Origin of the sequence: Rhizobium sp. IY2 (assembly GCF_047532935.1) — a bacterium.
Classification (GTDB): domain Bacteria; phylum Pseudomonadota; class Alphaproteobacteria; order Rhizobiales; family Rhizobiaceae; genus Rhizobium; species Rhizobium anhuiense.
Genome location: NZ_JBLKNU010000002.1, coordinates 183,035 through 195,264, shown reverse-complemented (window position 1 = coordinate 195,264; position 12,230 = coordinate 183,035). Strand labels below are relative to the sequence as shown.

At 61.3% G+C, this 12,230-nt stretch carries 12 protein-coding genes; 3 read left to right on the top strand and 9 right to left on the bottom strand.

Annotated elements, in window-relative coordinates; all coding sequences use genetic code 11:
• Window positions 1–4 precede the first annotated feature (4 nt).
• The 8 genes from ACMUVN_RS09615 to ACMUVN_RS09580 form a co-directional block, all read right to left on the bottom strand.
• Window positions 5–1,030, bottom strand: a complete 1,026-nt coding sequence (locus ACMUVN_RS09615) for an ABC transporter substrate-binding protein (protein WP_414815049.1) — start codon at window positions 1,028–1,030, stop codon at window positions 5–7.
• 310 nt (window positions 1,031–1,340) lie between these two features.
• A complete protein-coding gene (locus ACMUVN_RS09610) occupies window positions 1,341–1,673 on the bottom strand; it encodes a hypothetical protein (RefSeq protein ID WP_414815048.1) in 333 nt (110 codons plus the stop codon).
• 95 nt (window positions 1,674–1,768) lie between these two features.
• Window positions 1,769–2,866: a substrate-binding domain-containing protein gene (locus ACMUVN_RS09605; RefSeq protein WP_047612187.1), complete on the bottom strand. Its 1,098-nt coding sequence runs from the start codon at window positions 2,864–2,866 to the stop codon at window positions 1,769–1,771.
• 51 nt (window positions 2,867–2,917) lie between these two features.
• Window positions 2,918–3,958 carry an ABC transporter permease gene (locus ACMUVN_RS09600; RefSeq protein WP_028757289.1) on the bottom strand — a complete coding sequence of 347 codons (1,041 nt, stop codon included), beginning with the start codon at window positions 3,956–3,958 and terminating at the stop codon, window positions 2,918–2,920.
• Between the two features lie 18 nt (window positions 3,959–3,976).
• Window positions 3,977–5,473: a sugar ABC transporter ATP-binding protein gene (locus ACMUVN_RS09595; RefSeq protein ID WP_047612182.1), complete on the bottom strand. Its 1,497-nt coding sequence runs from the start codon at window positions 5,471–5,473 to the stop codon at window positions 3,977–3,979.
• Between the two features lie 107 nt (window positions 5,474–5,580).
• Window positions 5,581–6,474, bottom strand: coding sequence for an NAD(P)-dependent oxidoreductase (locus ACMUVN_RS09590; protein ID WP_097622460.1), 894 nt, complete (start codon window positions 6,472–6,474; stop codon window positions 5,581–5,583).
• A 1-nt stretch (window position 6,475) separates the two neighbouring features.
• On the bottom strand, window positions 6,476–7,021 hold the full coding sequence (locus ACMUVN_RS09585) for a gluconokinase (protein WP_063475788.1): 546 nt from the start codon (window positions 7,019–7,021) through the stop codon (window positions 6,476–6,478).
• Between the two features lie 13 nt (window positions 7,022–7,034).
• The gene (locus ACMUVN_RS09580; protein ID WP_047612176.1) at window positions 7,035–7,799 is read right to left on the bottom strand and encodes an SDR family oxidoreductase; all 765 of its coding nucleotides are present in this window, start codon (window positions 7,797–7,799) and stop codon (window positions 7,035–7,037) included.
• Window positions 7,800–7,933: 134 nt separating this feature from the next.
• On the opposite strand from ACMUVN_RS09580, the gene ACMUVN_RS09575 reads away from it, so the two are divergent.
• A complete protein-coding gene (locus ACMUVN_RS09575) occupies window positions 7,934–8,875 on the top strand; it encodes a 2-hydroxyacid dehydrogenase (protein ID WP_097622459.1) in 942 nt (313 codons plus the stop codon).
• A 10-nt stretch (window positions 8,876–8,885) separates the two neighbouring features.
• Window positions 8,886–9,917, top strand: a complete 1,032-nt coding sequence (locus ACMUVN_RS09570; RefSeq protein ID WP_063475786.1) for an L-idonate 5-dehydrogenase — start codon at window positions 8,886–8,888, stop codon at window positions 9,915–9,917.
• A 105-nt stretch (window positions 9,918–10,022) separates the two neighbouring features.
• On the opposite strand, the gene ACMUVN_RS09565 is transcribed toward ACMUVN_RS09570, so the two are convergent.
• Window positions 10,023–11,099 (bottom strand): LacI family DNA-binding transcriptional regulator, encoded by a 1,077-nt coding sequence (locus tag ACMUVN_RS09565; protein ID WP_047612170.1) that lies wholly within the window; start codon window positions 11,097–11,099, stop codon window positions 10,023–10,025.
• A 203-nt stretch (window positions 11,100–11,302) separates the two neighbouring features.
• Here ACMUVN_RS09565 and ACMUVN_RS09560 point away from each other — a divergent pair, with 203 nt between their 5' ends.
• Window positions 11,303–12,229, top strand: a complete 927-nt coding sequence (locus ACMUVN_RS09560) for an SMP-30/gluconolactonase/LRE family protein (RefSeq protein ID WP_414815047.1) — start codon at window positions 11,303–11,305, stop codon at window positions 12,227–12,229.
• Window position 12,230: the final 1 nt, after the last annotated feature.

Sequence of the window (12,230 nt, the reverse complement as noted above, 5' to 3'; positions counted from 1 at the left end):
AACGTTACTGGCTCTTGGCGAGAGCCGCGGCACCGAGCTTTTCGAAACGGTTGTCGAAAATCGTTTCCACATCGAAAGATTGGTAGCCGAGCTCGTCCGCCAGCAGGTTGATGGTTTCCTGGTGGCGCTTCTTCACTTCGCTCCAATCGGCGGGAACGATCTGTTCGCCGGTCAGCTTGACGAGAAATTCCCCATCCTCCTGGCTGAGGCCCTGCTGACCGACATAATATTCCTTGATCCAGAGGTCCGGGTTCCGGTTCACCCATTCGGTGGCGCGTGCCCACAGGCCAACATATTCGGCGAGAGCTGCCGCCTTGGCTGGATCATCGAGAACCCATTGCGGCGCATAAAGATGGCTCGGATCGTCCCGCAGGCCATGCTCCACGAGGGTCGCTCCGTCCGATCCATATTGGCTAATGTAGCGCCTGATATAGACACCGCCGAGCGGCGCGATATCGACTTGCTTGCTCGCCAATGCCTTCGGATAGACGTCGCCGGTGCTCGGCAGTTCCACCAGGGTGACGTCGCTGCTCTTCAGACCTGCCGCATGCAGCGCCCGAAGGACGAGCGTGCCCTGGGCCTGGCCCGGGCTGAAGGCGATGCGTTTGCCGCGGAAATCGGCCAGCGTCTTGACGGCTGCGCCGGGTGCGATACCGAAGCGGTAGATGGGATTGGCGATCGGGTCACGGCGTTCGCGATAGGCGATATTGCGGACGGGCAGGTTGTTCCAGTTGGCGAAGATCGAGGGGATCTCGGCCACCGATCCGACATCGAGCGCATGGGCGCGGAAAGCTTCCGACGTCTGCGGCCCGCCGCTGATATTGGCCCATTTCACTTCAAAACCGAGCTCTTTGTCGAGGCCGGACACTTCGAGGGCTTTCTGGGTGACCGGATCGCCGATCGTCAGCGCCGTGCCTGGCGGCACTTTGGCAAGCAGGGGGGCATCTGCCTGGGCCGCCGCCGGACCATGAACGGCACTGAGACCAAGCAGACTGAACAACGCAATTTTGAATGTCTTTGCCAATGTCATCGTCGATCTTCCCGTTTCGAATTGTTGTTTGCAGGAACGATGCACGGTAAAATGGCGGATAATCTACTAAATCGGTAGACTATTTAGTTTAATAAAAGCGTCGCTGGTGGAAAATTGTCCCCAAAAGTCGAGCATCCGGAACGATCGCATCCGGCACCTTCGCAGGATGATCGGGGTGAGCAGGCGTAAAAAAAGCGCCTGGGACATCGTCCGCGGGCGCTTAATAGGTCTCTTCTGTTGATAAGAGCAGGCGGCGGCCGGAGTAACCGACCTTCGCCCGAACCGGCGTCGACGTCAAACTCGCCTGATGTCAGGCCGGTGCGTATTCGTTGGCCGAGAATACGTGGTGATGCACCTTGCCGGTGAAGAGTTGCAGGAGTTCGCCGGTGACTTCGCGGCTCTCGGACCGCACACCGGAAAGAAGTGCCGCCTTCACCGCATCCATATTGGGATAACGAATGGCGAGCGCCATGGCATAGATCGGGGCGCCTTCGTCTCGTTCCATTCCGTCCAGTACCCGGATTTCCTCGGCGCCCGGAAACTTCGTCCAGAGAGGGACGAGCCGCTGCCGCACGAATGCGCGGAATTCCGCTTCTCTGCCGGGATGGATTTCGCCTTCAAACAAAGCATAACGAATGATCATAGGGTCTCTTTTCCAAAACTCGCCGGAGCTGGATCGATGGTGGTGTGTTGTCGGAATATCAGGGCGTATCGGTCGATACGCCCTGACTGAAAGGCTTATTTGCCCCAGATTTTCTTGTATTGATCGCGGTAACCGTTGTCGGGATCGAAGCTGTTCTTCGGTCCGCCGTCAAACTCGACGTTTGCGCTCGTTACCACATGCAGCGGCGAGACGTAGCCCGACCAGGGAGCGCCGGCAAAGGCGCGGTTCAATTCGTCGACGAGTTGCCAGCCCTGAAGGTTGAGCGGCTCGGCGACCGTGACGGCCTGGAACTGCTTGGCGCGGATCCGCTGATAGGCGCTCTCCGAACCGTCGCCGGCGGCGACGTTCACCGGTTTTCCGTCGCCTGCAATACCGGCCGAGGCGAGCGAAGGTCCCATGAAGTCGTAGTAGAGGTCGTTGATCGCCAGGGAATGCGTCCACTTCGCGCCATATTTCTGCAGAAGCGAGGTGGTGAGCTGCGGCATGCGCTGAGAGGTTTCGGCAATCGGCGTGTCGACATATTCGAGCACCGTGCCGCCGAGATCCTCGATCTCCTTCTTCATGCGATCGGCCTTGGCGATCGCGATCGCATAGGTGGAGTCGGTGAAGATGATGACGCCGGGCTTGCCGCCGGCATCGGCAAAGGCCCAATCCGCCGCGGACTTCGATACTTCCATCGCATCGGTGGTGACGTTTGCGAAGACACCGACTTCGGGAACCGGACCGACAGCCGACGCCGCATGCCAGGAAACCATCGGAATGCCGGCAGCCTTGGCCGCTTCCATCGCCGGCTTCTGCTCGACCGCGTCAAAGCCGTTGATGATGATGCCATCCGGCTTCAGCGCCATGGCCTGGCCGAAGGCGGCGGTCCGCCCGCCGATCGAACCGGCGCCGTCGAGCGCCTTCACCGTCCAGCCCAGCGCGCCTGCCGCTTCCTGAACGCCATTGACCACGCCGAGGATGCCGCCGTTCTTCATATCGGCGGCAAGAATGACGATGTTCTTTCCGGTCGCGCCCTTGGGGCCGCTCGTCGGGCCATCCCAGGCGCTCACCTTGGAAGCATACTTGTCGACCACGGCCTTGGCGTCGGCCATGGAATCGGCCAATGCCGGGATGCTCAGCATAACGGCGACGGTTGCGACCGTTGCCTGCAATAACATTCTGCGCTTCATGTTCACTCCTCCATTTTGTTTGTTGTGAAATGCCGGGATGAGCCGGCATCCTCATTTGGATGCGGGTGTGATCCTCCTCACAGCTCCGCGTTTGCGCTGGGCGTAACCTGCTATGCCGATGGCAATCAGCAGGGTGACGCCGTTGAACAGCGGTTCGACGAAGAACGATCCGCCGAATTGCTGAATTCCGGAAATTCCGACCGCCAGGATGATGACGCCGATCAAGGTGCCCCAGACGTTCACCCGTCCGGGCTTGATCGTCGTCGATCCGAGAAATGCGCCGACAAGCGCCGGCAGCAGATATTCGAGGCCGACACTTGCCTGGCCGATCCGCAGCTTCGAGGCGAGAAGGACCCCGGTCAGGGCCGCGAGCAGCCCCGAGGTGACGAAGGCGCCGATCACGAATTTGCGGACCGGAATGCCATTGAGGGCGGCGGCCTTCGGATTGGCGCCGATGGCGTAGAGATACCGGCCGATCGGCAGGTATTCGAGCACGATCCACATGCAGATGGCGATCAGCAGCACGTAGAAGCCGGTGATCGGCAGGCCGAACAGCATGGTGCCGTTCAGCGCATAGAAACCTTCCGGCAGGACGCCGACCACCTGCCGCCCACCGGTGTGCCAGAGGGCAAGCGCGTAAAGAACCGTTCCTGTGCCGAGCGTCGCGATGAAGCTGTCGATCTTCGCGACTTCGACCAGCAGGCCGTTTATGAAGCCGGTGAAGACGCCGAGTGCGAGAACGATGAGGACAGCGACCGGCCAGGGCAGGCCGTAGGCCGTCTGCAGGCTGATGGCGAGAATGTGCCAGAGCACGATGCCATAGCCGACGGTGAGATCGATGCGGCCCGACGCCATCGGGATCATCGCGGCGAGCGACAGAAGCGCAATGATTGCCTTGTCGGAGACGATCGAGCGGATATTCAACACGGTCGGGAACGTATCGGGCAGCAGGATCGAGAAGATCACGATCAGGCCGACGGTCAGGATCACCAGCCCGTAAACCGGGATCAGGCGTCCGATCTTCTGGCCTGTGGACAGGCCGGCCATTTCGCTCTTGGTCGGCTCCAGCGCCGTGGATTCAATGGATTGCATGGCTGTTCTCCCGATGGCTCAAGCGGCTTCCGATGCGGATGCGGCTGTGATGACCGCCTCCGTCGTCAGGGCGCTTCCAATCAGTTCACTGACGATTTTGCCGCGCGAGAAGACCAGCGCGCGGTGGCAGATATGGGCGATTTCCTCGAAATCCGTCGACACCACGACAACCGCGAGACCGGCCTCGAGTGCCTGCGTGATCAGACGGTAGATCTCCGCACGCGCGCCGATGTCGACGCCGGCGGTCGGATCTTCGGCAATCAGCAGCTTGCGGCCGGTCGCCAGCCAGCGGCCGACGACCACCTTCTGCTGGTTGCCGCCCGACAGGGCCTCCACCGGCAGATCCGGGTCGTTCGGCCGCAGGCCGACGGAATGGCCGATCTTATGGGCAAGATCGGCTTCGCCGCGCGGCGACAGGAAGGACAAAAGCCCACGTCCGACGGCGCCCGGATTGAGATAGGTATTTTCCCGAATGGAAAGCGACAGCGCCACGGATTCCTCCGTCCGGTCACGGGCAATCAAGCCGATGCCCGACGCCATGGCCCGCAGCGGGCTCGAAAGGTCCGGGGCCTCGCCATGCAGCAGAACCGAGCCGTTGAAGGGCTCGCAGCCGAACAGCGCGCGGCCGATCCGTTCCTGACCGGCGCCACGCAATCCAGCCAGGCCCAGAAGCTCGCCCTCGCGAATTTCGAAGGATATCGGGCTCGTGCCGGCGCAAACGAGATCGCGAACCTCGACGATTGCCTTGCCGGGCCTGATCTCCGTCTTGGAAAAGAGGCTGTCGCCGCTGCGGCCGATGATCATCGTCACCAGCTCGTCGGGTGTCGTCTCGCTGACGGGCTTCTGTCCCACCATGCAGCCGTCGCGCAGAACGGCGACCCGATCGGCGATGCGGAAAATCTCGTCGAGCCTGTGGGAGACGTAGATCATGCCGACGCCACGGTCCTTCAGCGGGCGGATCGCATTGAACAGCCGATCGACTTCATCGGCGGGAAGGCTCGCCGTCGGCTCGTCGAGCACCAGAACGTCGGCTTCGACGGCAAGCGCACGGGCAATGGCGACAAGCGATTTTTCGGTGCGCGACAGCGCCGAGACCCGCGTGGTGGGATCAAAATCGCAGCCGACCAGTTTCAAGGCTTCCTTGGCACGCGCCTGCGTCCTGTTCCAATCGATCAGGCCGCGACGCATCGAGAAGCCCTGCGACAGGCCCATGTTCTCGCCGACCGTCATCCACTCGATCAGACCGAGATCCTGGTGGATGAAGGCAACCGGCTGCCGCTCGTTCGGCTTCGGAGGGCGGTGATGATAGCTCTGGCCGCGAAACAGGATGTCGCCGCTATCAGGCTTGTAGATGCCCGCAAGTGTCTTGATGAGCGTCGATTTGCCGGCGCCGTTTTCTCCCAGCAGCGCGAGGATTTCGCCCTCGCGCAGGTCGATCGAGACGTCCCGCAGCGCCTGCGTGCCGCCGAAGCTCTTGGTGATCGACTGGAACTCCAGCAGTCTCTTGGCTTCCACTGTGGCTCCTCCCAAAGCTGCAGTTGTCATTGACTGTATGTTATCGATAACATTTACGGATGGTCAAGCGGAAAGATGACGATCGCGAATTTCTCGAGGAATTGACGTCAGCCGGCCTGAAATCCGTCGAGAAGCCGCATCATCTCGGCCGAGTCCTTCGGCCCGAGGCCGGCAGAGCAGAGCAGGCGGTGGATCTCGACCACCGCGCCGGTCATCGGCAATGGCGTCTTCGTCTTCAGCGCAAAGGCCTGAAGCGAATCCAAGTCCTTCAACATATTGTCTATCCTGCCTGTCGGCGAGAAATCCCGGGCGGCGAATTTCGCCATGAATTCCTGCAATATGCGACTATCCGCCCTGCCGCCGGCAAGGGCTGCCGGAATGGCAGCCGGATCGACGCCGCCGGCTTCAGCGAGCTTGACCGCCTCGGCGACGGCCTGGAACAGAACGGCGCAAAACAGCTGATTGATCAGCTTCGTGGTCTGCCCGGCGCCCGATGCGCCCATCAGCGTGTAATTGGCGGCAAGATGCCGCATCACCACGCGCGCCCGCTCGAAATCCTCGGGGCTGCCGCCGGCCATGATCGTCAGGCGTCCGCTCAGCGCACCCGGCACGCCGCCGGACAATGGGCAATCCACCCATGCCATGCCGGTTTCCCGGCGCAACCGCGTCGCCATGTCGGCCGTTTCGGCCGGGTCGATCGAGGACATGTCGATCAGCACCTTGTCGGCATTGGCAGCCGCCGAAACACCTTTTTCGCCGAAGACGACGGCCCGGACGATATTTGCGTGATTGAGGCTGAGCACACAAAACGCCGACCGTGAGACCGCATCCTTCACGGAGCCTGCCGCATAGGCACCCTTGGCCTGCAAAGCCGCGACTTTTTCGGCGTCCAGGTCGAAGACCGAGACCTTGTGCCCGGTTTCGATCAATCGGCTGACGATTGCCGTTCCCATGATGCCGGCGCCGATGACGGCGACATCTGCCCTGTGATCATCCTGCATGCTAATCTCCTCCCTTGACGGCCATGCCGCTCAATCCCTTGCAAGCCAGTGCTACAATATCATCCAAGGCATTATCGATCGCCACCGTCACCACACCAGGCTCACCGGCCGGCGGCTCCAGCGTCTGCAACTGGCTGTCGAGGAGAGACGCCGGCATGAAATGGCCCTGACGCGCCTGCATCCGCGACAGCAGCAGATCGCGGGACCCCTCCAGGAAAACAAAGGCCAGGCGCCCGCCCGCCGCCTGCCGCAACCTGTCCCGATAGCTTCTCTTCAACGCCGAGCAGGAAATCACCAATCCTTGCGATGCGTCCAGCGCGGTGCTGATTTCCGCGCCGATCCGGTCGAGCCAGGGCAGGCGGTCGTCGTCGGTCAGCGGTATGCCCTGCGCCATCTTCTCGACGTTTTGAGGCGGGTGGAGCTGGTCGCCCTCTAGAAACGCCATGCCGTTTTGGGCAGCAATGCGTTCTCCGACCGAGGATTTGCCGCAGCCGCTGACGCCCATGACGACAACGGCCAGAGGCGGTGCCATTTTCGCGCGCTTCATCGTCCCGTCTCTATCAGAGGCAGGTCGTGATGCCGCCGTCGACATAAAGCGTGTGCCCGTTGATGAAGGACGAGCCGCGGCCCGAGAGGAAGACGGCAGCGCCGACCAGTTCCTCGACATTGCCCCATCGTCCGGCCGGCGTCCGCTTCTCGAGCCAGGAAGAGAATTCCGGATTGTCGACGAGCGCCTGGTTGAGCGGCGTCTTGAAATAGCCCGGCGCAATCGCGTTGATCTGCAGGCCGTACTTGGCCCAGTCGGCGCACATGCCGCGGGTCAGATTGCGCACCGCGCCCTTGGTCGCCGTGTAGGGAGCAATGCCGGGGCGCGCCAGTTCGCTTTGCACGGAGGCAATGTTGATGATCTTGCCCTGGCCGCGGGCGATCATGGGTTTGGCCGCCGCCTGGCCGACGTAAAACACGCTCGAAATATTGGTGGTCAGCAGCAGCTCCCATTTGTCCGCCGGGAAGTCTTCCAGCGGCGTGCGAAACTGCATGCCGGCATTGTTGATCAGGATGTCGAGCGGCCCGATATCGGCTTCGATCGCATCTATGCCTTCTTTGGCGGCGTCCTTGCTGGTGACGTCGAAGATCGCCGCATGGGCCGACAGGCCTTGATCCTTGAGGCTCGCGACCGCGCGTTTGACACTTTCGGGCGTGCGGCCGTTGATGATGACCTCGGCGCCATGCTGCGCCAGCCCTTCGGCCAGGGCATAACCGATCCCCTGGCTCGAGCCGGTGATCAGGGCAAGGCGTCCGGTAAGATCAAACAAGTTCTTCATCTCATAACTCCTCCGGTCTCGCCGCGGGCGACGGCTGACGCTGCCGCTGGCGGTGAAACTCACTTGACATCCCTTTTTCGAATTATATGTTATCGATAACATAATCAACTGTCAAAATGCGGGATGGAAACGGAATGCCTGAGGTAGAAATCTTGATGGCCGGAGCTTATCCGGAATGGGACATGGTGGATCTGGAGGCGAACTACCGCATCCATCGCCTGTGGGAAGCAACCGACCGGCAGGAACTGATTGCAAGAGTCGGCAAGGATATCCGCGCCATAGCAACGCGCGGCGAACTCGGCGCGTCCGCAGAGCTGATGGCGCAATTGCCGAAGCTGGAGATCGTCTCCTGTTATGGCGTCGGCACCGACGCTATCGACCTGTCCTATGCCCGCGCCAACGGCATTCGCGTCACCAACACGCCTGACGTGCTGACCGAAGATGTCGCCGATATCGCCATCGGACTGCTGCTTGCCACGGCAAGGCAGATCCCGCAGGCCGACGTGCTCGTCCGCTCCGGCCAGTGGGGCAGCGTCGCCATGCCGCTGGTGACGAGGGTCTCCGGCAAGAAAGTCGGGGTCGCCGGCATGGGGCGGATCGGCAAGGCGATCGCCAAGCGGGCCGCCGCTTTCGGTTGTGAGATCTCCTACTTCGCCCGCAACGAGCACAAGGATGTTGCCTATGCCTACCAGCCGGACTTGGTCGCACTTGCCGATTGGGCCGATTTTCTGATCGTCATCGTCCCCGGCGGGCAGGCGACCATGAAGATCATCAACGCCGATGTGCTCAAAGCGCTCGGTCCCAACGGCATGTTGATCAATGTTTCGCGCGGAACGACCGTCGACGAAGAGGCGCTGATCGCAGCCCTTCGGGATGGCACGATCAAGGCCGCCGGCCTTGATGTCTTCCTGAACGAACCGAGGATCGACGCGCGTTTCCTGACGCTCCAAAACGTGGTGTTGCAGCCCCATCATGGCTCGGGTACCGTCGAGACACGTAAGGCCATGGGCCAGTTGGTCAGAGACAATCTCGCCGCGCATTTTGCCGGCAACCCGCTTCCAACTCCCGTCGTGTGAGGGTCCCGATATGAAAGCCATCGTCATCCATGCCGCCAAGGATCTGAGGATCGAGGAGCGCGAGCCGGAGGTTGCGGGCGTCGGGCAGGTGGAGATTGCCATCGAAGCTGGCGGTATCTGCGGTTCCGACCTGCATTATTACAATCATGGCGGTTTCGGCACCGTTCGCCTGCGCGAACCGATGATCCTCGGCCATGAGATCGCCGGCACGGTCAAGGCGCTGGGCGCCGGCGTCGCCGACCTTGCCGTCGGAGACCGCGTTGCGGTTTCGCCGAGCCGGCCGTGCAACCATTGCCAATATTGCCTGAAGGGACAGCAGAACCACTGCCTCAACATGCGGTTTTACGGCAGTGCCATGCCGATGCCGCATATTCAGGGCGGCTTTCGCCAGCGGCTGGTGGCGGAACGTTGGCAATGCCACAAGGTCGCCGATGGCATTTCCATCCACGAGGCCGCCTTTGCCGAACCCTTTGCCGTGACGCTGCATGCGGCAAACCGCGCCGGATCGCTGCTGGGCAAACGGGTGCTCGTCACCGGGTGCGGCCCCATCGGCATGCTAGCGATCGTTGCAGCCCGCGTTCTCGGCGCCCGCGAGATCGTCGCGACCGACGTGACCGACAGCGTTCTGGCGATTGCGCGCACCAGCGGCGCCGACAGAACGATCAACGTTGCCACGCATGCCGCCGACCTCGCCGCTTATAGCGCCGACAAGGGATATTTCGACGTCATGTTCGAGGCGTCAGGCAATGAACGGGCGGTGCGCGCGGGCCTGGAGACGCTCAGGCCCCGCGCCGTTCTCGTTCAGCTCGGCCTTGGCGGCGATGTCTCGATTCCGCAGAACATGATCGTTGCGAAAGAGATCGAGATGCGCGGGACATTCCGTTTTCACGAGGAATTTGCGCTCGCCGTCGAACTGATCAACGCGCGTCGCGTCGATCTGAAGCCGCTGCTGACAGGTGTCTTCGGAATCGACGAGGCCGTCGCCGCTTTCGAATTGGCCGGCGATCGCAGCAAGTCGATGAAAGTCCAGATCGCCTTCTGAACCTGCTGGATCATTCCTTAAATCGGAATCGATTCAGAAATAGATGTTCAAAAATTCAAACTGTTGCGACGCCGCGCATCTGAAAGAGGCGCGGCGTTGTGGTGCTCAAGCTGTCGGCGTGCCGTTCCTGTCCGTGCTTTCGCGCAGGACAACCCTATAGCCGGTCAATGTGATCTCATCGCCGGTCGCCTCGCCACTTTGCAGGGCGTGCAGCAGGCGACCGGCCGCCTGGCGACCGATGCCATAACAGTCCACATTGATGGTGGTGATGCGCGGATGACAGATGGAGGAGATCTCATAATCGCCGAAACCGGCAACGGCGATGTCCCGAGGAACCTTCATTCCCCTGCGCGTGCATTCCATGATGGCGCCGAAGGCGGAGAGGTCGGAAACGCAGAGAACCACTTCCGTGTCCGGCCAGCGCTCCAGCAGGCTGACGATTGCCTGGCCACCCTGTTCCATGGTGATGGGCGGAACGCCGAAGGAAATCATCCGTCCCGGTCCGAGGCCGAGTTCTTCAACCGTCTTTTGGAAACCGCTGCGCCGCTGGCTGCCGCGCGTATCGCGCGCCGTCGTTCCGCCGATATAACCGAACTTCCGATATCCCTGGCCGGCAAGCGTCCGCACCAGCAAGGACATCGCCTCGCTGTTGGAGAAGCCGACGACCTGATTGATCGGATCTTCCGGAAGTTCCCACGTCTCGACAACGGGAATGCCGGCTTTTGCGAGCATCCGCCGTGCGCGCGCCGTGTGCGAACCACCGGTCAGGATGATGCCTTCCGGGCGGCGGCGCAGCATCGCTTCGATCAGCTCTTCTTCTTTCTCCGCCGAATAGTCGGTATAGCCGAGAAGAAGCTGAAGGCCGGTATTTTCCAGCGCATCGGTAATGCCGCGTGCGGTGTCGGAAAAATTCGAATTGTTGATCGACGGCACCAGGGCGGCGATGAAGCCGCTGCGCCGCGACGACAGGCTGCCGGCCGACAGATCGAGCACGTAGCCGAGCGCATCGACGGCTTCCATGATGCGCTTGCGGGTCTCCTCGGAAACACTCGCATCCTGGCGAAAGGCACGCGAAACGGTCATGGCGGAGACGCCGACATATTTGGCGACCTCCGCCATCGTCAGCTTTTGAGCCTCTCCCGGCTTGAGACGCTTGTCTTTCGGCACATCCTCGTTCTTCACTGGTCTCCGCTTTCACAAAGCTTCCGAGTTGGGCAATTCAACACAGGATAAAGTTATCGCTATCATCGCACAATCGATTTTATTGCAGTGATGCACCGTTCCGCAGTCGAAAAACCAGGATTCTCGGCGCATCGATACCTGTACGACAGCTTCAAAACACGACAATATGATATCGATAACAATTGATGAAACGGAGGAGCATCATGTTCGGGCAAATTGACGGTACGGGGTTCGAGGTTCTCGACCCGCGTTTCGAAAGCTGCTTCGTCGGCCACGCCCGCGTCGAGCGGCTTTGGACGGGTGGTCGCTGGCTGGAGGGACCGGCCTGGTTTGCCGCCGGGCGGTATCTGGTTTTCTCGGATATCCCCAACAACCGGATGATGCGCTACGACGATACCAGCGGGCATACGTCGGTCTTCCGCGCGCCCAGCAACAACTCGAACGGCAACACGGTCGACAATCAGGGCCGGCTCATCACCTGCGAGCACCTGACGCGCCGTGTCACCCGCACCGAATTCGACGGCAGGATTACCGTCCTGGCCGATCGGATTGCAGGCAAACGGCTGAATTCCCCGAACGACGTCGCCGTCAAATCCGATGGGACCGTCTGGTTCACCGACCCGAGCTACGGTATTCTTCACGACTACGAGGGCGACTACTGCGAGGAGGAAATCGGCGGATGCCACGTCTACCGGCATGACCCGGCAACAGGCACGACCGATCAGGTCACTTCCGATTTCGTCAAGCCGAACGGACTGGCTTTTTCCCCGGATGAGAGCGTGCTCTACGTCGCCGATACCGGGGCAACGCACCAGCCCGGCGGCCCGCGTCACATCCGGAAGCTCGCAGTCTCGAATGAGGGACGACTGAGCGATCTCGGCGTTTTCGCGGAATGTACCTCAGGCCTGTTCGATGGTTTTCGCGTGGACCGGAATGGCCGGATATGGACGAGCGCCGGCGATGGCGTCCACACCTATGACCCGGATGGAACGTTGATCGGCAAGATCCATATTCCCGAGGGCGTCTCCAACGTCACCTTCGGCGGAGAGAAATTGAACCGTCTCTTCATCACCGCAAGCACGTCCCTTTATGCTGTCTATCTCACTGCCAACGGGTCGAGACCGGGGTAAT